Origin of the sequence: Lactobacillus sp. ESL0246 (assembly GCF_003692965.1) — a bacterium.
Lineage (GTDB): Bacteria > Bacillota > Bacilli > Lactobacillales > Lactobacillaceae > Lactobacillus.
In genome coordinates this window covers 103907-127503 of the sequence record NZ_REHC01000012.1, presented here as the reverse complement: position 1 = coordinate 127503, position 23597 = coordinate 103907, and the positions used below count along the sequence as shown (strand labels likewise).

Annotated in this window: 22 protein-coding genes and 1 pseudogene; 15 read left to right on the top strand and 8 right to left on the bottom strand. The window is 36.1% G+C overall.

What is annotated here, in order from left to right; genetic code table 11:
• Positions 1-128 precede the first annotated feature (128 nt).
• Positions 129-269: a hypothetical protein gene (locus F5ESL0246_RS08275; RefSeq protein ID WP_158592804.1), complete on the bottom strand. Its 141-nt coding sequence runs from the start codon at positions 267-269 to the stop codon at positions 129-131.
• A gap of 218 nt (positions 270-487) precedes the next feature.
• Here F5ESL0246_RS08275 and F5ESL0246_RS08545 point away from each other — a divergent pair, with 218 nt between their 5' ends.
• A complete protein-coding gene (locus tag F5ESL0246_RS08545; RefSeq protein ID WP_369916879.1) occupies positions 488-628 on the top strand; it encodes a hypothetical protein in 141 nt (46 codons plus the stop codon).
• Here the strand turns inward: F5ESL0246_RS08545 and F5ESL0246_RS07255 are convergent.
• Entirely contained in the window at positions 563-1531 is a 969-nt protein-coding gene (locus tag F5ESL0246_RS07255) for a Gfo/Idh/MocA family protein (protein ID WP_122019100.1), read from the bottom strand. The two genes, F5ESL0246_RS08545 and F5ESL0246_RS07255, sit on opposite strands and share 66 nt — an antisense overlap.
• A gap of 384 nt (positions 1532-1915) precedes the next feature.
• Between F5ESL0246_RS07255 and F5ESL0246_RS08540 the strand changes: the two are divergent.
• A pseudogene (locus F5ESL0246_RS08540) lies at positions 1916-2044 on the top strand (recombinase family protein); the annotation flags it as partial.
• 165 nt (positions 2045-2209) lie between these two features.
• Here the strand turns inward: F5ESL0246_RS08540 and F5ESL0246_RS08535 are convergent.
• Entirely contained in the window at positions 2210-2269 is a 60-nt protein-coding gene (locus F5ESL0246_RS08535) for a putative holin-like toxin (RefSeq protein ID WP_369916878.1), read from the bottom strand.
• Positions 2270-2567: 298 nt separating this feature from the next.
• Positions 2568-3359, bottom strand: a complete 792-nt coding sequence (locus tag F5ESL0246_RS07245) for a DUF6612 family protein (RefSeq protein ID WP_233551611.1) — start codon at positions 3357-3359, stop codon at positions 2568-2570.
• Positions 3360-3512: 153 nt separating this feature from the next.
• Here F5ESL0246_RS07245 and F5ESL0246_RS07240 point away from each other — a divergent pair, with 153 nt between their 5' ends.
• The 11 genes from F5ESL0246_RS07240 (at position 3513) to F5ESL0246_RS07190 (ending at position 16169) form a co-directional block, all read left to right on the top strand.
• Positions 3513-4205: a 2,3-diphosphoglycerate-dependent phosphoglycerate mutase gene (locus F5ESL0246_RS07240; RefSeq protein WP_122019095.1), complete on the top strand. Its 693-nt coding sequence runs from the start codon at positions 3513-3515 to the stop codon at positions 4203-4205.
• A 356-nt stretch (positions 4206-4561) separates the two neighbouring features.
• Positions 4562-4999, top strand: a complete 438-nt coding sequence (locus F5ESL0246_RS07235; RefSeq protein WP_122019093.1) for a MerR family transcriptional regulator — start codon at positions 4562-4564, stop codon at positions 4997-4999.
• The gene (locus tag F5ESL0246_RS07230) at positions 4992-5405 is read left to right on the top strand and encodes a cupin domain-containing protein (protein WP_122019091.1); all 414 of its coding nucleotides are present in this window, start codon (positions 4992-4994) and stop codon (positions 5403-5405) included. Before F5ESL0246_RS07235 ends, F5ESL0246_RS07230 begins: the two co-directional genes overlap by 8 nt.
• A complete protein-coding gene (locus F5ESL0246_RS07225) occupies positions 5405-5725 on the top strand; it encodes a carboxymuconolactone decarboxylase family protein (RefSeq protein WP_122019089.1) in 321 nt (106 codons plus the stop codon). The genes F5ESL0246_RS07230 and F5ESL0246_RS07225 overlap by 1 nt, the downstream gene beginning before the upstream one ends.
• 120 nt (positions 5726-5845) lie before the next feature.
• Complete coding sequence (locus F5ESL0246_RS07220; RefSeq protein ID WP_122019088.1) at positions 5846-6814, top strand: asparaginase; 969 nt, start codon at positions 5846-5848, stop codon at positions 6812-6814.
• 206 nt (positions 6815-7020) lie between these two features.
• Complete coding sequence (locus F5ESL0246_RS07215; protein ID WP_122019086.1) at positions 7021-8823, top strand: FAD-binding protein; 1803 nt, start codon at positions 7021-7023, stop codon at positions 8821-8823.
• Positions 8824-8937: 114 nt separating this feature from the next.
• Positions 8938-9846: a LysR family transcriptional regulator gene (locus F5ESL0246_RS07210; protein ID WP_122019084.1), complete on the top strand. Its 909-nt coding sequence runs from the start codon at positions 8938-8940 to the stop codon at positions 9844-9846.
• Between the two features lie 204 nt (positions 9847-10050).
• Entirely contained in the window at positions 10051-11535 is a 1485-nt protein-coding gene (locus F5ESL0246_RS07205; protein WP_122019082.1) for an FAD-dependent oxidoreductase, read from the top strand.
• A gap of 25 nt (positions 11536-11560) precedes the next feature.
• Positions 11561-12781, top strand: a complete 1221-nt coding sequence (locus tag F5ESL0246_RS07200) for a nitrate/nitrite transporter (protein ID WP_122019081.1) — start codon at positions 11561-11563, stop codon at positions 12779-12781.
• Between the two features lie 31 nt (positions 12782-12812).
• The gene (locus tag F5ESL0246_RS07195; protein ID WP_122019079.1) at positions 12813-14675 is read left to right on the top strand and encodes an FAD-dependent oxidoreductase; all 1863 of its coding nucleotides are present in this window, start codon (positions 12813-12815) and stop codon (positions 14673-14675) included.
• Positions 14676-14732: 57 nt separating this feature from the next.
• A complete protein-coding gene (locus F5ESL0246_RS07190; protein ID WP_122019077.1) occupies positions 14733-16169 on the top strand; it encodes an FAD-dependent oxidoreductase in 1437 nt (478 codons plus the stop codon).
• A gap of 64 nt (positions 16170-16233) precedes the next feature.
• Here the strand turns inward: F5ESL0246_RS07190 and F5ESL0246_RS07185 are convergent, their stop codons facing one another.
• The 4 genes from F5ESL0246_RS07185 to F5ESL0246_RS07170 form a co-directional block, all read right to left on the bottom strand.
• Complete coding sequence (locus F5ESL0246_RS07185; RefSeq protein WP_233551610.1) at positions 16234-17244, bottom strand: alpha/beta hydrolase; 1011 nt, start codon at positions 17242-17244, stop codon at positions 16234-16236.
• Between the two features lie 13 nt (positions 17245-17257).
• Positions 17258-19141 carry a beta-glucoside-specific PTS transporter subunit IIABC gene (locus F5ESL0246_RS07180; protein WP_122019075.1) on the bottom strand — a complete coding sequence of 628 codons (1884 nt, stop codon included), beginning with the start codon at positions 19139-19141 and terminating at the stop codon, positions 17258-17260.
• An 18-nt stretch (positions 19142-19159) separates the two neighbouring features.
• On the bottom strand, positions 19160-19999 hold the full coding sequence (locus F5ESL0246_RS07175) for a PRD domain-containing protein (protein ID WP_122019073.1): 840 nt from the start codon (positions 19997-19999) through the stop codon (positions 19160-19162).
• Between the two features lie 204 nt (positions 20000-20203).
• The gene (locus tag F5ESL0246_RS07170; protein WP_122019071.1) at positions 20204-21559 is read right to left on the bottom strand and encodes a threonine/serine exporter ThrE family protein; all 1356 of its coding nucleotides are present in this window, start codon (positions 21557-21559) and stop codon (positions 20204-20206) included.
• Between the two features lie 132 nt (positions 21560-21691).
• Here F5ESL0246_RS07170 and F5ESL0246_RS07165 point away from each other — a divergent pair, with 132 nt between their 5' ends.
• Entirely contained in the window at positions 21692-22144 is a 453-nt protein-coding gene (locus F5ESL0246_RS07165; protein ID WP_122019069.1) for a MarR family winged helix-turn-helix transcriptional regulator, read from the top strand.
• A 48-nt stretch (positions 22145-22192) separates the two neighbouring features.
• Positions 22193-23596 carry a DHA2 family efflux MFS transporter permease subunit gene (locus F5ESL0246_RS07160; RefSeq protein ID WP_122019067.1) on the top strand — a complete coding sequence of 468 codons (1404 nt, stop codon included), beginning with the start codon at positions 22193-22195 and terminating at the stop codon, positions 23594-23596.
• Position 23597: the final 1 nt, after the last annotated feature.

The following is a 23597-nucleotide window of genomic DNA, read 5'->3' as shown; positions in this document are numbered from 1 at the left end:
TCTTCAAACAATTAATTAATTTAGCAATTCGATCACTCATTATCTTTACCCCAAATTTCATCAATCCTTTTAAGTTATTGAGGATTAGGATTAATTACATAATCTAAGATGTATTCAATATCACTTTTTCAGAATTCCCACTCTAAATGACTTGCTTTTATTACTCCCCTTATTTGCTGATACATAAATTTATCTGGGATAACAACTATTCCTTGAATAGATTTATTTTTATCATTAATGTCTAAAGTATCAGCCTTTGGTTGTAACATGTTTAATAATCGCCCCAGTCTTTCTGATAAATAATGACTGATGTGACCTTTAGCAGTACAGTGCTGATAAGCAGAATCTTGAATATTTAAAATGGCTTGCCAGTTGCCTATAACTCTTAGCCCGCTTTAAATTCTAAGGCTATGCGGTTATATTGGGTTAAGGCGTGATCAAGCCAAAAGAATAATGGTGAGCTTTTGTTTATCTTGGTAAAGCGAGAATTGCTGAAAAGGCTAATGTTGCTAAATCAACAATCTCCAAAATTGAAACTGGTCAAAGGAAGCAAACTTACAAGTTAATGATTGACGGAGGCTTTTGCTTGGGCCAAGACATCCATTACATTAATGCTGTGATGATATAGCATATTGGCAGTCTGAACATCATGTTGGTCAATAATTTTAACAAAGTCAGTAAATTCGCTAGCCATCCGGTGCAGAAACTTATTATAATTGTAACGCTGAGTGTCACCATTACGCAGTTCGATTGTAAAGGAATTAAGGACTCCGGTAGAACCATCAAAATGGATTGTTCCTTTCTCTCCTTCAATAAAGGAACGTGGAGTAGTGTAGCAGTCCTTAGATGCTACTAATACAGCCTGTTTATCTGGGTAGGTTAGATTCAGAATGCCAGAAGTATCAATCTTTTTTTGCATAACAGGGTAGTATTGAACGGATTGGGGCTTACCAAAAAGACCAACAGCCAAGTGAATATTATAAATATTTAAATCCATCAGAGTTCCCCCGTCTTTTTTAGGGTCAAAGACAGGTGCAATCTTATCTGCTAAAAAATCATCATAGCGACTAGAGTATTGGGTGTAGTTAAGAGAAATAATGTGAATTGGAGCAATTTGGGCTAGTGCCGTTTTAATTGCTTGATAGTTGGGCAAATGTAAATTGGTGATTGCTTCAACGATGATTACATTATGCTGATCAGCCAGTTGCTTAAGTTCTTCAGCCTCGGCTACAGTTTCAACATATGGCTTTTCACAGATGACGTTTTTGTTTGCCATAATTGCCTGCTTAACAATTTCATAATGTAATGAATTAGGTACGGCAACATAGACAGTATCAACATTATTATCACTACATAATTGCGCATTATCGTCAAAGACATCACGAATACCGTATCTTTGTGCCAAGTCCTGTGCAATCGCTTGACTGCGTTTGGTTGTTGAAATTGCGGTCAATTCTAAATTAGTGATTTTATCTGCGGTTTGAAAAAAATCATGCACAATTTTGCCACTACCAATAATTCCTAGTTTCATAATTAAACCTCCATTAAGAAATTTACTATCTCACACTTACAATCATAACCGTTTCCGCTTTCAACAACAATCTTATTGTAATGATAACTTGAAAGAGCCCAAATTGATTGTGTAGCCGCCTTTGTTGATGCTACGAGTGAGGCAACATATTGGTTTGTTGCCCCAGATAGAAATGTTTTCGATGACACGAAGAAAAATCCTTTTACTTGAATTGCCTACAAATTTTACATAAAACTAACTTTTAACAATTTACCAAAAGTGTGCATTACATAATATGTAAGGAGGTGATGAAATGAAAAAGAAAAAAAGCCAAAGAAAAAAGCTACAGTAAAGCTAACCATCAAAATTAACTAAATATTCTAAAATAGTCCCCAATTACAACATGCTTTTGCGTTGGATAAAAAAGGCACTAACAATACAAGAGTAGCAAAATTAACAGGTATTAGCCGAATAACAGTTAAACGATATAGAGAAAAATATGCAATAACGCAGTCAAGTTCTTGCATAAAATAAAGCCAAACGTGCTACAATATGATTGTAAGAAAAAGAAGCCTTGAACAAACAAGACTTCTCTTCTGAATTTCAAGCAGCCGCTTTAAAGGCGGTTGGCAAATTATAAGTTAATCAAAAAGACCAATCCCATAACCTGCCAAAGTTTTGCTGGGACGGTCTTTTTGTTTACTTGTGCTTGTCGATATAAGTCAACAAGACGAGAATAAACGTAGCGAATGCTAGCACTAATTCTAGCGCATGATAAACGCTCAATGACTGTCAACCTTTCTGAAGAATTTCGCACCATAAGCACTGTCTCCTTTCTTAGGAAAAACAGCCAACCGCCCTCAAAACAATTTGCTCTCAATTCAAATATAATTATAGCAAAAAAACATTACCTTGAGTTTCAAGGTAATGTTTTTTTAATGAAGCCAGATTCACTTTGATTAATAATAAAAAGAAGACAGTCAAAGAAGTTAACCCTTTGGATTAGACCAAAAATCAATTTCGGGATTAACTTTATAACTTAGGCGTTTTTTGATAGTTATTTTTTTTGCTTTGGCAGTGGTTTTGCCGTTAAAACATTATTCGGTATCTTGAGAAAATCTTGACTACGCATATTAGCATAACTCTGTCCAATATTCATTTGGAACATTTTGCCCATTTGTAAATTAACTTTGTAATTAAATGTTGCTAATTTTTGGTTTTTAATTACGAGTTTGACGTCCATTTTCTTATATTTGCCGGCTTTGACTAACTTGTGGTAGGTGGGATATTGCCGCTGACTTTGAGTATTAGTAAGTAAAATCGGTTCGGCTGCCTCGCGCATAATTTTAGGGTCGGTAATTGTGGCCGTCAATGTATAGGTGTTGCCGGAGCGTTTCATTTTATAAGCGTTAACTAATTTTTGCGGCGGGTTCATTAGCAAATTATTATTCATGATTGCGTCAAGTAAATCGGCGTATGAATGACCGCTCATTTGCTTAAGGTCCGAGTAATACCAATTACTTTGCCCATTAATATAAGTTTTGTTAGTATTACTGATCCATTCTTCGATATTATTGTTTTTGTCCTTAACTTGAGTTTGGTAATTAAGGTGAAAAACAGTGGGATTGCCACCAAAGGTATAAGAACTTGTAATAACCTGACTAGCTGTATCAGTACTAAGATCAATTAATTGCTTGGCTTGACCACTTTTGAAAGTCTGTTGGGCTTTTTTGATTGCGGCAGTTTTTGTTAAAACCGGTTCCGATTGCTTTTTTGCTTGTGAACAACCACCGGTAAATAGTGCGGTCATTGTTGCAAGACCGAGAAATAATTTTTTGAACTTCATCATGATGAACTTTTCTCTTTCTGATAATCATTACTTTCTCTATTGTAGCTTAAATTAGGCAATTAAAACATTATTTTTGGTTCTAAACTCTATGAAAACAAAATGTAAATGTGTAAAATAATAAGTGAAACTTTTAATTTGCAAAGGAGATATTTCATGTCAAAATTAGTTTTGATTCGTCACGGTCAAAGTGAATGGAACCTTGAAAACAAGTTTACTGGTTGGGTTGATGTTGACCTATCCGATAAAGGTGTTGAAGAAGCCAAGAACGCAGGTAAATTGCTTAAAAAGCATGGCTTAAAGTTTGACCAAGCTTATACTTCTGTTTTAACTCGTGCCATTAAGACATTGCATTATGCATTAGCCGAAAGTGATCAACTTTGGGTACCAGAAACGAAATCATGGAGATTAAATGAACGTCATTACGGTGGTTTGCAAGGCTTAAACAAGAAGGCAACTGCAGACAAGTATGGTGACGAGCAAGTTCACATTTGGCGTCGTTCATACGATGTTTTACCACCTAAATTGGAAGATGATTCAGAATTTAGTCAAGTACATGACCGCCGCTATGCTGATCTTGACCCCAACATCATTCCACGGACTGAAAACCTCAAGGTTTGTTTAGGACGGGTAATGCCATTCTGGGAAGATCACATTGCACCAGACTTATTAGCTGGTAAGAATGTCATTATTGCTGCTCATGGTAATTCACTTCGCGCATTAACCAAGTACATCGAAAATATTTCTGATGAAGATATTATGAACTTGGAAATGAAGACTGGTGAACCAGTAGTTTACACATTTGATGATAAATTAAATGTAGTTAATAAAGAAAAATTGGATGATTAACCTGATTTTTTAATAATTTTTAATACCAAAAAGACCACTATAATAAATTTTTAGGTGGTCTTTTTTTGTATTGAAACACTCTGTAAAAATAAAGCTAGATTAAATTATAGATATAAGCTTGAAATCAGTCCTACTATACTAGGAATTTAACGATTTAAAAATAGAATATAATATTTTGTTATAAAAGCATAAGATTATTTAAACTTATTATATGGTTGTATAAATATAATTCTTAATTAAAGACTGACACCTAATATTTATTGGGGTTAATCCTTTTAATTTTTTCTTTTTTTATAATAGCACTTGACTTAAAGTGTACTTTAAGGGCTATCTTAATAATGTAAGAGGTGAAGCTAATGAAGACGGCAGCAAGATATCATATTGGACAATTCAGTCAATTGACACACTTACCACCAGCAACTTTACGCTATTATGAACAAGAAGGTCTATTAGCTCCCGAGCGTGATGCGTCTGGTCAACGTTTTTACACCGATGCTGATCGGTCATGGCTTGAATTTATCTTACATTTGAAGGGCACAGGAATGACAATTACCGAATTAAAGGAATATGTTGTTTTGCGTGCTCAAGGTGATGGGACGATTCCAAGCAGGCTAGCGTTATTAAAAGAAGTGCAGAAAAATGCAATGCGCCAGCTAGAGGAATTAACTGACAATATTAAGTTATTAAATCAAAAAATTGACTGGTACGAAGAAAAGCAAAACCGGACAATTTCAGATGATGAAACCTTTGCGGCATATTTGAAGCGAATTAAGGAGAAAAATCAAAATGAATAATCATGAAGATGAGGTAAAAAATGGTCTTTTTGCTTTAGGCGATAAAAACGAAGCATATCAAAAATATTTTATTGGTCAAAGCTATCTACAAAGTTTGGTTGCTGATCCTAAAGTTGATGTTGGTGTAGCAAATGTTAGTTTTGAACCGGGATGCCGTAATAACTGGCACAAGCACAATGGTGGTTTTCAAATTTTATTAGCAACTGCTGGTGAAGGGTGGTACCAAGAAGAAGGTCGACCTGCACGTAAGCTTCATCCCGGTGATGTTGTTGTGGTTCATGATGGTGTTAAACATTGGCATGGAGCAACTAAAGATAGTTGGTTTTCACATTTGGCAATCACTGCCGGTACGCCTGAATGGCTTGAGCCAGTAACTGATGAAGATTATCAACAATTGGAGGATTAATAATGAAAAAACAAACTGCTGGGCGTGATAACTTAGGTAAATTTGCTCCTAAGTTTGCCGAATTAAATGATGATGTCTTATTTGGTGAAGTTTGGTCACGTGAAAAAGAAATGCCAGCACGTGATCGCAGCTTAATTACTTGTGCCGCTTTGATGGCACAAGGTGCTTTTCCACAATTAAAAGCTCATATGGGAATGGCGAAAACAAATGGCGTCACCAAAGAAGAAATAGTTGAATTAATTACCCACCTCGCCTTTTATTGTGGATGGCCGAAGGCATGGTCTGCTTTTGATCTTGCTAAAGAAGTATATGGCGAATAAAGCTAAAACAGTCAGCTTCAATCATGATTGAAGCTGGCTGTTTTTATGTTGTTTAAGAATCATAATCAGTTATAATACGAGTAATAAATACATGGTTTATTTCTAAGTAGGAGTATTATTATGTCTAAGAAAATTCTTGTATTACACACCGGTGGTACGATTTCAATGTCAGAAGATGAGTCAGGCAATATCAAACCGAACAAGCAAAATCCACTTGCAGAGTTGTCTTTAAATAATCAAGGTGAAGTGGAATTAGTGACAGAGGAAATTTTCAATGTGCCATCTCCCCACATGGATCCTAAACATATGTTACAACTTTCATTAAGAATTCGGCGAGCAGAAGAAGAGGGCTTTTTTGGTGCGGTAGTTACGCACGGAACGGACACTTTAGAAGAGACAGCAATTTTTTTAGATTTAACGATTTCGAGTAAAATGCCTGTTGTTTTAACTGGTGCAATGCGCTCTTCAAATGAAATTGGGACTGATGGTTTATATAATTTTCGCGCCGCAGTGATTGTCGCTAGTTCACCGGAATCGGTAGGTAAAGGTGTTGTTGTTGTGATGAACGATGAAATTCATTCGGCACGCTATGTAACCAAGACACATACGACTAATGTGGCAACATTTCGCACGCCAACATTTGGGCCGATTGGAATCGTCTCTGATGGTCACGTTAATTATGTGCAAACGATTAAACCGTTGCCGCATTTGCCAATTGATCATGTTGTCGATCGGGTCTTTTTGGTTAAGGCATTCGCAGGGATGGGGTCAGAGCTTTTACAAGCTTTAAATAATTCATCGACTAATGGAATTGTGATTGAAGCGCTAGGTGCGGGTAATATGCCACCACAAACATTGCCAGTCTTGCAGGCACTTCTTGATAATCATATCCCGTTAGTATTAGTTTCACGTTGCTTTAATGGAATAGCCGAACCGGTTTATGACTATGAGGGTGGCGGCGTCAACTTAGCAAAAATGGGTATTATTTTTTGTCGCGGACTAACGGGTCCTAAGGCTCGAATCAAGTTGTTGGTTGGACTTAGTGCTGGATTAAAGGGTAAAAAACTGGCTAAATATCTTAATAACTGATTGAAAATCGCTCATCATTGTTGGTGAGCGATTATTTGCTTCGAGGGCTATATAAAGTAAGTAGTTAACAACTTATTCATAGTTTTTATGCTATATTATTAAAATAATGGACTTATTAATATTCATAATTGCTTATTGAAATCTTTATTACATATTTGTGATATGCTTAACATAATTACAATTGAAGAAGTTATAGGAGGTTTACCATGACTTATCAAAATAGCATTATTTGGAAAGCTAATTACGATGTAGTTGTATTGGGATTTGGCGGTGCTGGTGCAACTGCGGCTCGATTTGCGGCAGATAATGGTGCTAAAGTATTGTTAGTGGATGCGGCACCGGAGGGTCATGAAGGTGGTAATACTCGCTATTCAGCTCAAGCAATTGGAACCAGTAAAGACTTTAATAAAACTAAAAAGTATTATCAAAAATTAACAAGACCAATGTCACTTGATGAAGATATGATTGATACCTTTGTTAAGGGGATGGTTGATATACCTAATTATGTATCTAACTACTTAGGTGTGAAACCTTGGAGCGTTCGTGAATATGCTCCAGAACTTAGAGATTCATTTGAAGAGTATCCAGAATATACTGGAGTAGAATCTTATGATTTTACAACTGTCAACAAAGGATTATTTGATGCATCATTGTGGCATATCTTAAAAAAACAGGTAGTCAAAAGACACAATAAAATTGATGTTTTATATGAAACTCCAGCTCTTGAATTGATTCAAGATCCTGCAAATCAACAAATTACTGGTGTAGTAATTAAACATGATGGGAAAAAGCTTAATATCCAAGCTAAAAATGGTGTAGTTGTAGCTACAGGTGGTTTTGAAAATAATCAAAGAATGATTGAAGATTTTTTGGGTGCAACCAAACTAGCTCCGTTAGGTACACTATATAATAAAGGCGATGGCATTAGAATGGTGCAAGAGATTGGCGGAGATCTTTGGCATATGCATAATTTTGAATCTGGTGGCGTACTTCATGGAATGACTTTTGCTGTTCCAAGAGGTGAGCGCGGGCGAGTAATGCCTGCCAAGCAAAAAGAAATCATAGATCATGGTGCTACGTTTGTTGTTGGTGATGATGGTACTAGGTACTTTAATGAAACTGAAATACATCGACATGGTCATATTAAAAATCATGGTCAATGGAAAGTGCCAATGAATCAAGACCATCCATATTTGATTTTTGATGAAAATAAGAAGCAAGAATTGGATAACGATCCAATTATTGGTGAGTACAAACCATATTGTGATCATGTAATTATGGCCGAATCAGTTAGTGAATTAGCTGAAAAAATTGGGCTTGATTCTACGATTTTGCAAACTACAGTTGATCGCTTTAATAAGGCAGCAAATGAACAAAATGATCCCGAATTTCACCGTGATCCGCACTCTATGCGTGCCTTTGTTGGCAGTAAAATTTTTGCAGTTAAAATGGAACAAACCATGCTTAATACCCAAGGTGGTCCAAGAAGAAATACTAAAGCAGAAGTTTTGGATACTAAAGGTAATCCAATACCAAATTTGTACTCTGCAGGTGAATTGGGCGGAATTTGTGCTAATCAATATCAAGGTGGTGGAAACTTGGCAGAATGTTTGATTTGGGGTAAAATTGCTGGCGAAAATGCAGCAAAGCCAAAATCACACAGTAAAACTGATGTAGCAAGCGGTGCATCAGAACAAGCAAGTTATTTAACTTCAGATATACAAACAGAAAATTATCCAACGGGTGAAAACCAATATATTGGTCGTTCAAGCCGTGGAATGGGTGATGAAATTGTTGTACGAGTTACCGCTGATAAACAGAAAAATCTGAAACAAATTGAGGTATTAAAACAAGCTGAATCAGCGGATTATGGACAAAAAGCGATTAACATTTTACCTCAGGAAATGGTTGAACATAATAGTGTTGATGTTGATGCAGTCTCAGGTGCTTCTAGTACAAGTCGAGGATTACGGGATGCAGTTTTAGATGCATTAAGCCAAATTAACTAGTAATTAGTTTAAAAAAAGACCGTTGGCAACAATGGTCTTTTTGAATGGTTAAAGTTTATAATTAAGGTGAAATAATTTTATGTTAGTCAATTAGCAATTGCGGAGAATAAAAGAATGAATTTTACCCAGTTACGCTGTTTCATCAAGGCAGTAGATAATTCTAGCTTTACGATTGCGGCAGAGCGAATGAACTTTTCTCAATCGGCTGTTTCCAAAAATATTAAAGATTTAGAGAATACGATTGGTGTAACGCTAATTAATCGTGCCCATCATCGTATCTCTCTTACCGATGCTGGAAAGTATTTTTATCGTGTTGCTCGCAACATTGTCGATGATATGGATTATACAGTGGCATATTTACAAAGTAAGAAGAATGACCCAGAAACACTTTTACGAATTGGGGTGTGCGATACGCCATTAGAACAAAAGATTTTGCCCATTTTTTTGAAAAAATTGCGAGCAGCACAAAGTAACCTTAATATCCAATTTGTCTTTGTGTTAAATAATTCAATTGGTGAATTACTCAATCACCATGTTGATCTATGTGCGATTGCCCGAGATGATGTTAATGTTGTGGATGATGTTCATTTTTCACCTTTAATTCAAGGTAGGGTGGTTTTGGCTTGCCCACCTAATTCGCGTTTAGCTCAAAGGTCACGGCTTCTTTTAGATGACTTGGAAAAAGAAGAACTTTTCTTACTTGATCCTAATAGTTCTTTGAATGTTCAAATGAATTTTCAAAACGAACTAATTAATCGCATGGGTATGGAACATATTAAGTTTGTCCAGGACTTTTTGGCAATGAACATTTATGTTAAAGCTGGCTGGGGTTATGGGATTATCCCAAACTTTATTGCTGATAACCGTGCCGATGATATTACTTATGTACCGATTGATTATCATGAGATTTCCCCATATGGTATTGCTTATATGGAATCTTTTACCAATGATTCTGTTTTAAAAGAAGTAATTACAACATTAAAGTTAGCAATTAATGAGTATTTAAATCAAAATAATAAATAATACACAAATTAATAGTAAACTGAAATAAGCTTGTGAAAGGCGCTAAAACGTTGATTCACAAGCTTATTTATGTTGGTTGGTAAAGATAGCTAATCGTCAGCATTCCATTTAGTAATCTTCAATTCTAAATTTAGTGCAAAGATTCACTTAATCCATAGTATTATGAAAGCGATAAAAAAGTTACATTAAAAGTGAGGGATAAATATGGTAAGTACTTATGATGTGATTATTGCCGGCGCTAGCAACGCTGGTGCAATGGCAGCATGTGCTGCTGCTGAAAAGGGTGCCAAAGTTTTGTTAATTGATAAATCTGGCAGCTCCCAGTTCTTATTCCGTTCTTTCTTTGCGGCACTTAACAGTAACGCTCAACAAAGAGCAGGCATCAAGGTAGATAAAGCTAAATTAATGAACTTTTTAACGCTTTTCTTCCAAGACAATGTTGATGAAAGATTACTTTGGACTTGGGCCAATCATGCTGATGAAACAGCCAACTGGCTTGAAGATAATATTTTAAAACCTAATGGTGGTATCTTAAGACCGCAAGAAGATGCTTATTACGAAACAATTGTCAATACCGCTTTTAATACAGAATTGGCCATTGCCACCCCAGATAATGGCTGGGCTCACTATGGTGAATGGGTACTCAATAAAGCACAAGAATTAGGCGTGACCATTAAATATAATACCAAGCTGGAGGAACTAGTTACTGATGATAATAAAGCAGTAATAGGAGTAATAACAAGTGACCGAGCTAGTGGTGAAAAGACTCAGTATAATGCTAATAAAGGTGTCATTATTTGTACCGGTGGTTATGGTGGCAATGTTGATTTAATGAAGAAATGGAATCCGCTTGGTTACAAGAAGAATGTCTACTCTGATGGACCACGAGATGATGGTTCAGGGATTCTAGCCGGCTTAAAAGTTGGTGCTGCACGTGATGAAGAACCAGCTGAAATTATTTTTGATCGTGGTGCAGTTCCGGTTGGTACAAAGGCTGAAGATCATTATGAAATTGACTTTAAGGGACCAGGATATTTCTGGATGGGAGCATATCCACTACTTAAGGTTAATTTGAAAGGTGAACGTTTTGGTAACGAAAGTGTCCCTTATCAATTTGATATTAATGCAATGTCGAAGCAGCCGGGCTATCTTGAGGCTCAGATTTGGTCAGAAGATACCATGGATCACTTAGCACAATTTGATACACAGGGCTGCTCACGGCTAGGTTGGCCTGGTATTTATAATACTGAAGAAAACAAAGCCGAAATTCAACGGCGAATTGATGATGGAATGGTGCAAAAAGCCGATACGATTGAAGAACTAGCTGAAAAATTAGCTTTACCCAAAGATAAGTTGATTGAGACAGTTAGACGGTATAACCAGATGTGTAAGCAAGGTGTAGATACCGATTTTGGCAAAGAAAAATTCCGCTTATACCCAGTCGAACATGGCCCATATTATGGTGTCATAATGGGGGGACGTCTTCTTGCAACGCTTGATGGCTTACGGATCAATTCTAAGATGGAAGTGATTGATAAAGATGGTAACCCAATTCCACATCTTTATGCAGCGGGTAATGCTAGTGGCGGCTTTTTCTGGGGTTCATATCCAGACCGTGTTCCGGGCTTAACTTGCAGTCACGCGCAAACTTTCGGTAGGTTAGCCGGTCAATTCGCAGCAGAAAATTAGTTTAATTTAAAAAGGAGTTTTAAAAATGATGGATGAAAGACAAATGCCAAAGCTTTCAAACTATCGGTGGGTAATATTAGCTATTGCCGCATTATTAGATGCAATCAGTAGCTACATTCAATTTCAAATTTCAGCGTTGGCAACTCAAATTATGCCAGAATTACATATTTCACCAGCACAATTTTCAAGTTTATTGATGGCGCCAATGCTTATTGCCGTATTCTTAAGCATTCCGGCTGGTTCTTTGGCTGATAAATTTGGAGCCAAAAAGATTGTTGCGATAGGCTGTGTTATTTCAGTTCTTGGTGCATACGGTCGTTTAATTGCACATAACTTTGTAACGATGATGATTATGTTATTACTCTTTGGAGTATACATGGCATTATTAAATGCTAATACATTAAAACTTTTTGGTACATGGTTTAAGCAGGATACTAATTTGGCGATGGGAGTTTTCTTTGCTTCTGCCAGCATTGGAATTATGTTGTCACAAGTTACCAGTCCAATGTTTCCAAGTGTTGAAGCGGCATATATTTTTTCATCAAGCGTCCTTTTGGTATTAACTATTTGCTGGATCTTATTTGTTAAGGACATGCCAGCAGGTGAAGAACTTCCTCCAGAGGCAGTTAAACAAGATAGAGCAGAATCTTCAATGGAGTTTTTCAAGACTGCTGCACGTAGTAAAAAGACTTGGCTAGTTGCTTTATCAGTTGGCTGCGGGATGGGTGCTAGTGAAGCCTTCTCAGGAATTCTGCCACAAGCATTTGTTGCCCGGGGAATGACTCCAGCCGGCGCCGGAATGGCTGCAGCGGTAGGTACAATTGGTAGTTTATGTGGCTCACTTTTTGGTCCAGCCTTAATTAATAAAGCGAGAAAAGCTAAGCCAGTGATGATGTTAGTTACGCTCTTAGGTGGATTATTAATTGCCATGACCTGGTATATTCCAATCGGCATGCCACTAACAATTGCCTTAATTTTAGGCGGGTTATTTGGTGCCATTACCGGTCCAATTATGCAGTCACTGCCAATTACTTTTCCAGAAATTGGACCTAAGTATGCTGGTTCTGCAGGTGGTTTAGTTGGGACTGTGTCACTGCTTCTATCATATTGTATTCCGGTTATCGTTTCAGCAATTGCTGGTAGAAATTATGCTTTAACCTTTATGATTCAGGGGCTTGTCTTTGTTATTACTATCATCTTTATGGCTATTTTGCCAGACGCAAATGATGCACGTCGTCGTAAATAAGTTATTTGATTAGTTAAGAAGGATTTTAATTATGGTAAAAATCACTACTAAGCCCGGTAAATACACTGGTTCCGGTCAAGGCAAGGAAAGTCAAATTAACCTTGAGGTCGAAGTGGGCTCAGATCAAATTATTAGCGTTAAGGCACTTGATCAATATGCACCCGGAAGTTTGGCCGATAATGCCTTCAAGAAGATGGCGCAAAAAATTGTTGTGCATCAGGATGTTGATGTGGATGTCGTTTCTGGAGCTTCCGAAACATCACGTGGAATAATCGAGGGAGTTAAAAATGCTTTAACAAAAGCTGATGTTGACTTTGAAGCGCTAAAAGCTAATGGTGCTAAGACCAATATAAGTGCTAAGAAAACCATTAATGTTGATGTTGCGGTTGTTGGTGCTGGTGGAGCCGGTGTAGCTGCCGCACTTGCTGCTAGACAACATGGCGTTAGTGTTGCTCTTTTAGAAAAGACAATTTCGCCATTAGGTGCCAGTACCTTTGCCGGCGGGATGTTTGCCGGTGATAGTCAGCAACAAAAAGATCAAGACCAAGTCGTTTCTAAAAAGTGGCTTTATGATGAATATATGGATGCGTCACAAGGCTATATGAATTCAATTTTAGTACGCAGAATTATTGATGAATCTGGCAAAACAGTTGACTGGCTCAATGAAAATGGTGCAATTATGAAGTTGGTTGATGCCGGAACAGGTGGCAGTTTTGATCATATTGGCATGCCGGCAACTTTGCATGGTTATCAAGAAGGTGGTACAAAAGCCGTTACCAAACTGATTGAAAAGTTTAAATCTCTTGGTGGACAAATGTACTTCGGCTTTGCAGGGCAGAAGTTATTACAAGATGATGATGGTAAGGTAGTTGGCTTAATTGCGCAAGGTGACGATCAAGAATTACAAGTTAATGCTAAAAAAGTAATTATTGCAACAGGTGGCTTTGGCGGTAATGCCAAGATGCGCAAAGAATATCTGGGTGATGTCAGTACCCAAGGTCAGGTTCTACAAAATACTGGGGACGGTTTGAACATGGCTTGGGATGCTGGAACAGCTCGTCATATTAATGGTTCAACTCACTATTTCTGGCAAACTTTCAGCAATGAGGATATTGGCGCTATGGCCAAGTTAGTGGGACCAAATTGGATGCCATTAAATGCTTTAGCAGATTTTCCTAACTTACGGGTTAATAATCGTGGTCAGCGCTATGCCAGTGAAACTCATGCTTTGGATTTTGCAGTTCACGGTGCGGAACTATCAGAGCAGCCTAAGCAAACCGAATTTGTGATTTTGGATCAAGCAATGCTTGACAAGATTAAGGAAGGCGGCACGGTTGCAATCGAAGATCACTATGGTACGTGGAAGAATAAGCGTGAATTCTATATGGAATTCAATTATCCAACTGATACTGACGAAAGTATTAAACGTGAACACGAAAAAACTGATTTTACAAGTCTTTTAAACAAATTGGCTTCTACTAATGTTGTTTTTATTGGTCAAACTATCGCTGAACTAGCTGAAAAAATGGGTGTTGACCCTGATAATCTGCAAAAATCGGTTACACAATATAATGAAGCCAAAACCAAAGGCGAAGATGATCTATTCTTCTCTGATACTAAGCGAATGATTCCGGTGGAAGAGGGACCATTTTACGCAGTTAAGTTTATTGCCCGCAATCTTGGTACATTAGGCGGTGCCACAATTGATGAAAGAATGCGTGCTTTAGCGCCAAACGGAGAACCAGTTGCTAACTTATATGTCGCAGGAGCCGATGCTTCAGGCATGTATGGTAAGGCTTATGTTGATTTTGAAGGCGGTACTTTGGGCTTTGCATATATTTCGGGTCGCTTAGCCGGAATTGACGCAGCCGAGTCAGTTAAGAAGAACAAGTAATTTTAAAAAGCATGGGCAAATTGTACATGCTTTTTATAAAATAATGAGGTCTGAATAATGGAAGAATATGATGTAGTAATCGTAGGTGCTGGGTTAGCTGGTTTTGCGGCTGCTGGCGAAGCTGCTGATAATAATTTAAAGACTTTGCTAGTAGAAAAAGGCAAAACCACAGGTGGAACCGGTAATTACGTTGAAGGTGTGTTCGCTGCTGATTCTGAAATACAGCAAAAGGAAAATGCTGTTATTGATAAAGACAAATTGCTCAACGAGGAATTAACTTATTCTCATTACCGAGCTGATGGTAAAATGTGGCAAAAGTATATCGATCAAGCCGGTAAAAATGTTTCCTGGCTTGAGAATCACGGCGTTAAGTTTTGGCTAGTTTCTGGTCTTGGTACTGGCGCTAAAACTTGGCATTTGTTCAAGGGTAAGGGTCACGATGCTATTCACAACGGTTTAGAACCATACGTCAAGAGCAAGGGCGTTGAAATTGTTACTTTGACGCGGGTAACTGACTTAAAGCAAAATGCCGACAAGACTTATGCTGTAACTTTGACCAAAGTTGATGATAAGAGTACGTCTGTGGTAACCGCCAAAAACGTCGTTTTAGCTACCGGTGGCTATTTGAACGACCAAAAACTGTTGGAAAATACACCACATCAAAATCCAAATAATATTATTCCTGTTAATTCTGGTAAAAACACAGGTGATGGGTTGCATCTTGCTTGGAACTTGGGGGCAAAGCAGTACTTCACTGGTATGGCCATGATGTTTGGTGGCCAGCTCAAGAGTAAGAAGATTCCTTCATTTAAACTATGGGGAACGGCCATCTGGAGTTCAGTTTGTGATCAGCCGCAAATGTGGGTAAACGAACTAGGTGAACGTTTTGTTGATGAAAGTGCTTGTGTGGTCAACTGGGCGAACGAAGGTAATGCAATGAATCGGCAAGACCGCGTCTTTTGTATTTTTAGTCAAAAGATTCTGGATGATTTTACCGACAAGTCTTTCCCAAGATCAATGAAGCCCTTTGTACCAGAAGACCGTTACCCGTCTTTGCGTGATGACATTGAAAAGGCTGAAAAAGAGGGTCACGAGTACCTGCACAAGGCAGCAAGTTTAGCTGAATTGGCTGCGGAAATCGAAACGCCCAACTTAGTAGAATATGTTAAGCATTACAATGAAATGGCAGCCAAGGGTGAGGACAGTGACTTTCATAAGCCAGCTAAGTATATGCTACCGGTTGATGGAAATGGGCCATTTTATGCCCTTGAATTAGGTGTTGGAGCCTATACGACTGGTGACGGCTTGCGCGTTAATATTAAAAATGAAGTTTTAGATACTAAAGGACGACCAATTCAAGGACTATATGCTATTGGCGGGGATGGTTCCGCTGTGTTATACGGTGATACTTATGGAGTAAATGTGCCAGGAACTCATGCCGGTTATTGTGTTTTCTCAGGTAGAAATGCCATCGAAAATATTGCAAGGAAGTAAAATAAATTAATATAAAAATTGCTGATACAAGTTAGTCGTATCAGCAATTTTTTGTTAAAAGATATTAGGGTTTGTTTGTTATTATATTAGCAATTTCTATACATGCATCCTTGGTTTGCTTGAGGAAACCCAAACGGTCAAAGAATCCATGATCTAAGCCTTTATACAAAATCTCTTTAACTGCAATCCCATTTTTACGTAACAAATTAGCAAAGTATCTATTACTTGGTAAAAAGTAGTCGAATTCTGCTTCAATTAAAGTCACAGGTGGCATGTTTTTAAAATTTTTTGCATAAATTGGACTAATCAAGTAATTAGTTACATTCTGATTATTAATGTAAAGAGGTCGCATAATATTGTTAATCAATATTATTTTGTTTAATCTTGTATGAATAAAATTGACTTGTTCATTTATCATTTTATAATCTAGATAAGACCAATGATAAATTGTTTTAGATGTTTCTTGAAGATCCAATGCTCCATAAATGGAAATTACTTGTCTTATAAAATGGTTTTTATCAGATAAACCACAAGCAATTGCTAAATTTCCACCAGCACTATCTCCCGCTATAAATATCTGTGAATTTATAAAACCTAATTTGTTTTTATTATTTATAATCCATTCAATAGCTTCTAAACAGTCTTGTAGAGCACCTGGAAAAGGTGTTTCAGGTGCTAAACGATAATCAAGCGCAACAACTGTGCAATTCGCTTTTTCAGCAATTAATTTACATTGATTGAGTATAGTTGAACTATTACCACCTATAAATCCTCCTCCATGTAAATAAAGGCAGGCATTATCAGTAATTCTTATTTTTTGAGGATGGCATATAATGGCAGGAATATATCGACTATGGCATTTAATTAAAATGTTTTTCACAATTATTTTAGTAGTTGTAAGATCTTTGTTGGGAGATCCCATACTTGATCTTATTTGTAAAAAATCAATTTTTGTTATATCTATTTTTTTATTAACATCTTCATCAGTGAGTAACTTCTTTTTTTTAGTTCTACTTAAAACTTCGGGATCAAGGTATCCCCATTTATTACCATAAACAGAATTCTTAATAATCATATTTTCTCCATATTTAATTTTCACAGAAAGTCAAAGCAGTTTGACCAGCTTTAATGTTGTTTTTTTCATTAATTATTGTGTGGGTTTGTGAAGTTGAATTAATCAAAGTTACAATAACGGACGTATCATATCCTTCATCAGCAATTTTAGCAAAGTCAGCAGTACATAAAGGGGCGCCATGATCTATCTTACTATTTGATGACACTGCTTTTGAAAAATATTTTCCTTTTAGGTCAACAGTGTTAATGCCGATATGAACAAGATATTGGCGTCCATCTTCTCCAGTAATTCCGTATGCATGCATGCTGGGATAAGTTGCGGTAACAACACCATCAACTGGCGAGAGTACTTGTTGTGTAGTTAAATCGGGTGCAAAAGCGAGTCCTTTTCCAAGTGATTCTGATGAAAATACTTCATCGTTAATATTTTTTAATAAAACTATTTTTCCAGTTACTGGGGCAGATATTTTTTGATTAACCCATTTGTCTGTGTTTTGTTGAGAGTTAGGATTATTATTGGACGGTGAAGGATTAGTTTTAGACTGAGCTGTTACAGTTTGAGTATTATCAAGACTGGAATCATAGCCAAACAAGTAAGTTAGAATTGCAGCTATAAAGAATGCAGAGAAATAGCCAATTACAAATTGTAAAAAGCCGTGACCAAAGTAAACTGGGAAGCTCGGAATACTTGCAACTGCAACTGCTGTTGCTCTGGCTCCAGCGGCACCAGAAATTGCTCCCCCAATTCCGCCGCCAATCATTGCCATGAGGAATGCACGTTTATATTTTAACGTAACACCATAAATTGCTGGTTCTGAAATACCAAAGAATCCCATTAGAGTTGCAGAAGATGCTATTTTTTTCATATTAGAATCTTTTGTTCTTAAAAAGATTCCTAAAGCAGCACCAGATTGGGAAATAATACTTGGACCGAAAACAGCTAAAATAGTGTCAAAACCATATTTTTGGATATTTGAAAAGATAATAGGAAATAGTCCCCAATGAATTCCAAAAACAACCATTGCTTGAGCAAAGAATCCGATAAATCCTCCAGCAACAATTTTGCTCAAACCATATAAATACATGTAAAAACTAGCAATCCAATCTGCTAAAGTGGAACCAATGGGACCAAAAACAATAATGGTCAAGGGTACAAGTATTAATAAAGAAATTAAAGGTTCAAAAATATTTTCAACAGCAGATGGTATAACTTTTTTTAGAACTTTTTCTAAATATGAAAGAGTAAAAATAGCAAAAATAATTGGGAAAACACTACTTTTGAATGTAGCGATTCCAATAGGAATATGCATAAATTGAACTGTTTTTCCATATAAAGCTGCAATATTTGGATAAACAAGAGCACCACCAATAGTAATGGAAACGAATATATTGGTTTTAAATTTTTGTGCACATGTAATTGCTAAAATCATTGGTAAAAAGTAGTAAAGACTGTCGCCAGCTGCATTGAAAATTTCATATGTGCCTGACGTAGTACTCATCCATTTTAATGAAGTAAAAATAGAAAGTAGGCCTTTGATGATGCCTGATCCAATTAAAACATATAAAATAGGTGTAAAAATACTAGATACAAGGTCAATTAAAGCCTCAAAAATATTTTGGTGTTTCTTTTTTTCTGTTGAATTTTTGATGTTTGTACTTAATAATTCTTTCATAGCGTTGTAAACATCAATTACCTTGGGACCAAAAACAACTTGGTATTGTCCAGCCGCTTGAACAACTGAAATTACGCTTGGGATATTTTCTATTTTCTTTGTTTCAGCCAAACTATTATCCTTTAATGTAAAACGTAATCTTGTTGCACAGTGAGTACAAGTGAGGATATTACTATCACCCCCTAAGTTTTTTAATAGATTTTCAGCGATTTCTTTGTTATTCAATTTTATTCCTCTTTTCTTTTACTTATGATTTAAAATGATTCGTTGAATATGAATTGTTAAATATGACTGTTCACCGATAGAAAGATTAAAATGCTGAGTTTTAGCAATGTATTTTTTTATTTTTAACATACAGTTAAAGGCTTCAGGCATTTTTTGGGGTAATTCTGAATAGAAAAATACTGCATCCGTAGATTGCTTTTCCTTGCTTAAAATTCTTTTAGTTAAAAATTTTAAATGAATCACAAAACGAGTATATTCAAGTGAATCCTCTTCATAGTTAATATTGAAATAATATTTAACTATATTAAGCATATCGGTAACTATTTTTATTGAATCACCAATATTGAAGTTTTGGCAATTGTTCTTAAGATTATCGGCAATATGAAAAGTTAAAAGCCGAGCCTCTTCTACTGTCAAATTTACTTTAAATTCATTATTTATTTTCTTTAAAATGTGGAGAGATTCTTTATATATCTCAGGATAAATATCCTTTACTTCCCATAAAAGCGATGTATTTATTTTTTCTTTTTTCCTATATCTTGATACAGTAAAGTATATGTGATCTGTCAATGCAATATAAATATTATCATCAAATTCCCTGCTTAATTTTTGAGATAATTCTTTAACTACTCGATCTGTAAAATCTAAATATCTTATTGGAATAGTTCCTACAATGCTAATTAATTTATTTTGACTATCAGCTGTGCTCAGCTTATAAATTTTTTCTAGTTTTTCTTCTTCAACGTTATCTCCTCGTTTCTTCATAAAGCCGATACCTTTACCAGTTAAGATTTGATCTATACCATCTTGGCCATAGGCTATAATAGCGTTATTATTTAATTTTTTTTTGATGATCATCTTCAAACTCCTTTTGACATATAACTACTCCCTTCGGAAATAAAACTAAAAAAGGCCCACTAAACCTAAATGATTTAGTAGGCCACGCCAGCTTTACCTGTAACAATCCCTATATTTTTTCATAGACTATTATAACCGCTTACAAAATAATAAGCAACAGGATTATTTATAAGCATTTGTATATATGGTTTACCATTTGTGCATCTAGTCAGCATGTCGCCACTTGGCGTCTGTCAAAATTCTTGCAGTTAGAAGGCCAATTGGTAAAGCAATGATAATCATTAAGGCATTCATAATCCAGTAAGCACCAATGTTAATATTCGTAATGCCAAAGTTGAATACAGCACGATACATATATAAACCTGGAACCATGATAACAATGGCTGGTACAGTAATTGCAATTCTAGGAAAGCCGACTCGATCGCGAACAAAACTAGCAATCAACCCCGCGAGTAGTGCACCAATGAATGCAGCCATGGCAGCAGGGGTATGTGAAAAGTCAACTAAACTTAAGCGTAGGGTGTTAGCAAAGGCGCCGATAGCTGCTGCAACTGTTGCCATTGCTGGTGTAGCATTGAACATGATTGAAAACCCATAAACCCCACAAAAACTAGCAATAATGCGAAATATTGTTAAGAAAAGAGGGGATAAATTAAGTGCGGGCATTGAACCAGGACGCAAATTAAGTAAAGTCGCCATTCCCCAACCCGCCATTGTTGCAATCATAACAACCAATATGGCGTATGCAAGTCGCTCAATTCCAGAACGCATATCTAGTTTTGACATATCAAGTCCGGAAGTGATGAATGGAAAGCCAGGAATGACATAAAGCATTGAACCAATATAACCGAATGCATGATGATAATCCCAATGAAGCATAAATTCGCCAAGCTTAAAGCCTAAAAAGTAAACAGCACACGAAATAGCTACACCCACAACAATTTTTGCTACTAAAGTAATTTGTTGTTTACCAAGCAAACCGCGGAAGTAATTTCCTATTGCGGCACCGAAAAACGTACAAAGCATTTCAGGCCATCCTCCACCAAGCAAAAAGATAAACCCAGCACATGCTACGCCTGCGCTTAGAGCTGAAATAAGTAGTGGATAACTTTTAGTATTGCGCTCAATTTGCGATAAGCGATGGTGAACTGCACCGATTGTGATGTAGTCATTTTCTGCTTCAAAACGACGAACGAAGTTTTCAAGTTTATTTAATTTATTCATATTAACAGCGGTTGAAGCCAGCGATAAGGTTTGAGAATAAGATTGGTTATCAACATCAAAACAGGTATATTCAATAGTAATCAAACCAATATCAGCCGAACAGGTAATATTTAATGCCCGTGCAATTGTATTCATTGAATCTCTAACACGCCAAGCTCCAGTACCACAAGATAATAACATAATGCCAATTCTGCCAACTAAGGAGCCTTTTTCTACAAGTGTTGCGTCTTTGACCAAAGTATCATCTGAACTTTTAAAAAAATCTTTCCAATGAATTTTCATGTGATGTTTAGATGATAGATGATTTTCTACATTATTCGGATTGTTATGTTCCATTAATTAAAATTCCCCCTTAATAGCCAATTTTAATTTTACCACACCGATAATGGAGGAATTTTTTACGAAAATGGAAAAAGTCTGGTTAAATTTAATTTGTGTAGTATACTACATAAATAGAGGATAAATAATATGTCAAAAATGTTTTTAAATAATTTAGGGCCCAAAATAAAAATCGCCAATACATTAATTGAAAAACAGTTGAATAATGAATTTGCTAAAGTATTTGATAAGTATTCTTTAACCGGTGCCCAAATTTCTTTACTGCTTTACTTATATGATTCTAAGGGCAGGACAGTTACCCAAAAAGAAATTGCTGATGCTTTTGTATTGAGTCATCCAACGGTTAGAGGAATTGTTAAACGGTTGGCTGATAGCAATTTAATTGCAACATCACACCTTGAACATGATCAAAGACAAGTTGTTCTGACCCTAACTAACCAAGGGTTCAATCTAATTAATGATAATGCTGAAAAAATACGCATAATTATGGATAACGTTAATCAACGAATTGTTCTAGGCTCTTCACCTCAAGAAGTTGAGAGGCTTGAACAGGCAATAGAAAAGATCATTTCTAATTTTTGATATTTTAATTTAACCAAAAATGTAGCTTACTACATATAAGGAGAACAAATGAAACAAGAGATTAAAAATATTTCTAATCAACAAAGAACTACTATGATGGCAGTTTTGCTATTTGGAGCCTTTGTGGCCTTATTAGCAGAAACTTTTTTAAACAATGCCTTGCCGTCAATTATCAAATCATTTAATATTAGCCAAGCGACTGCTCAATGGTTGACTACTGCTTATTTGTTAGTGGTGGGATTAATGATTCCAATGTCGGCTTGGGTGTTTGAATCATTTAATTTACGGCAAAACTTTATAGCAATGATTGGCATCTTTTTTACTGGTTCGATAATTTGTATTTTTGCTTCTAATTTTTATGTTTTACTTTTGGGAAGAATTATTGAAGCAATTGCAGCAGGCGGCTTGATGCCATTTATTCAAAATGTTATTTTGATTATGTTTCCACCAGAAAAACGTGGCTTGGCAATGGGAATAACTGGTTTGGTTATTGGTTTTGGGCCAGCAGTCGGTCCAACAATTTCGGGTTTGATTTTAAAATATGCAGATTGGCAAATGCTGTTTATTATTCTAAGTATCACCAGTGGTTTAGTTGGAATTTTGGCTTTCTTTTTAATTCAAAACTTTACAGTACTCCATAAAGGTTCGATTGATATTATTTCGTTATTGGAATCAACTTTCGGCTTTGGCTTGATTTTATATACATTATCTGAAATCGGTAATACTGGGAAAATTTCACTGCTATTAATAATCACTTTTATACTTGGTTTGATAATTATTGTGTTGTTTTGCCTGCGTCAATTAAACATGAAAGAACCATTATTGGATATTCGTGTTTTTAAAAATATCGGCTTTGATTTATGTACGATGTTAAGCACAATTAGTAATATTTCAATGGTTGGTGTTGAATTGGTCTTACCTCTTTATTTACAGACAACTAGAGCAGAAACAGCTTTGACCGCTGGGCTAGTCATGATGCCGGGTGCGTTAATTATGATTATCTGTAACCCAATTTCTGGTATTATGTATGATAAAGTTGGCATTAAGAAATTGTCATTATTTGGCTTTGCAATGTTACTTCTAGGTACATTACCAATGGTAATATTTAATGCTTACTCTAGTCTAATATTAATTAGTGCTTGTTATGCATTACGTATGGTTGGTATCTCATTTACGATGATGACTACTTTCACAGCTGGAATTAATATGGTTGAAGATAATTTGACAGCACATGCCAATGCCTCCTCATCAACTATCAGACAAATTGGTGGTTCATTAGGAACAGCTTTAGCAATGTTGGTAGTAACAGTTAGTGCTACCAGTTCAAAAGGTAATAAATTAGTAAAACTGACTAGCGGATATCGTTTTGGTTTCTTATTAATGCTGGGGTTTGCATTAATCGGGCTTGTGTGTTCATTTATGTTACCAGGTATTAAGAAAGATGAAGAATAAG

What these genes read in the sequence shown, in the direction of transcription:
- F5ESL0246_RS08275 (WP_158592804.1), bottom strand. Translation starts at nt 269, where the DNA reads ATGTTACAACCAAAGGCTGATACTTTAGACATTAATGATAAAAATAAA.
- F5ESL0246_RS07255 (WP_122019100.1), bottom strand. Translation starts at nt 1,531, where the DNA reads ATGAAACTAGGAATTATTGGTAGTGGCAAAATTGTGCATGATTTTTTT.
- F5ESL0246_RS07245 (WP_233551611.1), bottom strand. Translation starts at nt 3,359, where the DNA reads ATGATGAAGTTCAAAAAATTATTTCTCGGTCTTGCAACAATGACCGCA.
- F5ESL0246_RS07240 (WP_122019095.1), top strand. Translation starts at nt 3,513, where the DNA reads ATGTCAAAATTAGTTTTGATTCGTCACGGTCAAAGTGAATGGAACCTT.
- F5ESL0246_RS07235 (WP_122019093.1), top strand. Translation starts at nt 4,562, where the DNA reads ATGAAGACGGCAGCAAGATATCATATTGGACAATTCAGTCAATTGACA.
- F5ESL0246_RS07230 (WP_122019091.1), top strand. Translation starts at nt 4,992, where the DNA reads ATGAATAATCATGAAGATGAGGTAAAAAATGGTCTTTTTGCTTTAGGC.
- F5ESL0246_RS07220 (WP_122019088.1), top strand. Translation starts at nt 5,846, where the DNA reads ATGTCTAAGAAAATTCTTGTATTACACACCGGTGGTACGATTTCAATG.
- F5ESL0246_RS07215 (WP_122019086.1), top strand. Translation starts at nt 7,021, where the DNA reads ATGACTTATCAAAATAGCATTATTTGGAAAGCTAATTACGATGTAGTT.
- F5ESL0246_RS07210 (WP_122019084.1), top strand. Translation starts at nt 8,938, where the DNA reads ATGAATTTTACCCAGTTACGCTGTTTCATCAAGGCAGTAGATAATTCT.
- F5ESL0246_RS07205 (WP_122019082.1), top strand. Translation starts at nt 10,051, where the DNA reads ATGGTAAGTACTTATGATGTGATTATTGCCGGCGCTAGCAACGCTGGT.
- F5ESL0246_RS07200 (WP_122019081.1), top strand. Translation starts at nt 11,561, where the DNA reads ATGATGGATGAAAGACAAATGCCAAAGCTTTCAAACTATCGGTGGGTA.
- F5ESL0246_RS07195 (WP_122019079.1), top strand. Translation starts at nt 12,813, where the DNA reads ATGGTAAAAATCACTACTAAGCCCGGTAAATACACTGGTTCCGGTCAA.
- F5ESL0246_RS07190 (WP_122019077.1), top strand. Translation starts at nt 14,733, where the DNA reads ATGGAAGAATATGATGTAGTAATCGTAGGTGCTGGGTTAGCTGGTTTT.
- F5ESL0246_RS07185 (WP_233551610.1), bottom strand. Translation starts at nt 17,244, where the DNA reads ATGATTATTAAGAATTCTGTTTATGGTAATAAATGGGGATACCTTGAT.
- F5ESL0246_RS07175 (WP_122019073.1), bottom strand. Translation starts at nt 19,999, where the DNA reads ATGATCATCAAAAAAAAATTAAATAATAACGCTATTATAGCCTATGGC.
- F5ESL0246_RS07170 (WP_122019071.1), bottom strand. Translation starts at nt 21,559, where the DNA reads ATGGAACATAACAATCCGAATAATGTAGAAAATCATCTATCATCTAAA.
- F5ESL0246_RS07165 (WP_122019069.1), top strand. Translation starts at nt 21,692, where the DNA reads ATGTCAAAAATGTTTTTAAATAATTTAGGGCCCAAAATAAAAATCGCC.
- F5ESL0246_RS07160 (WP_122019067.1), top strand. Translation starts at nt 22,193, where the DNA reads ATGAAACAAGAGATTAAAAATATTTCTAATCAACAAAGAACTACTATG.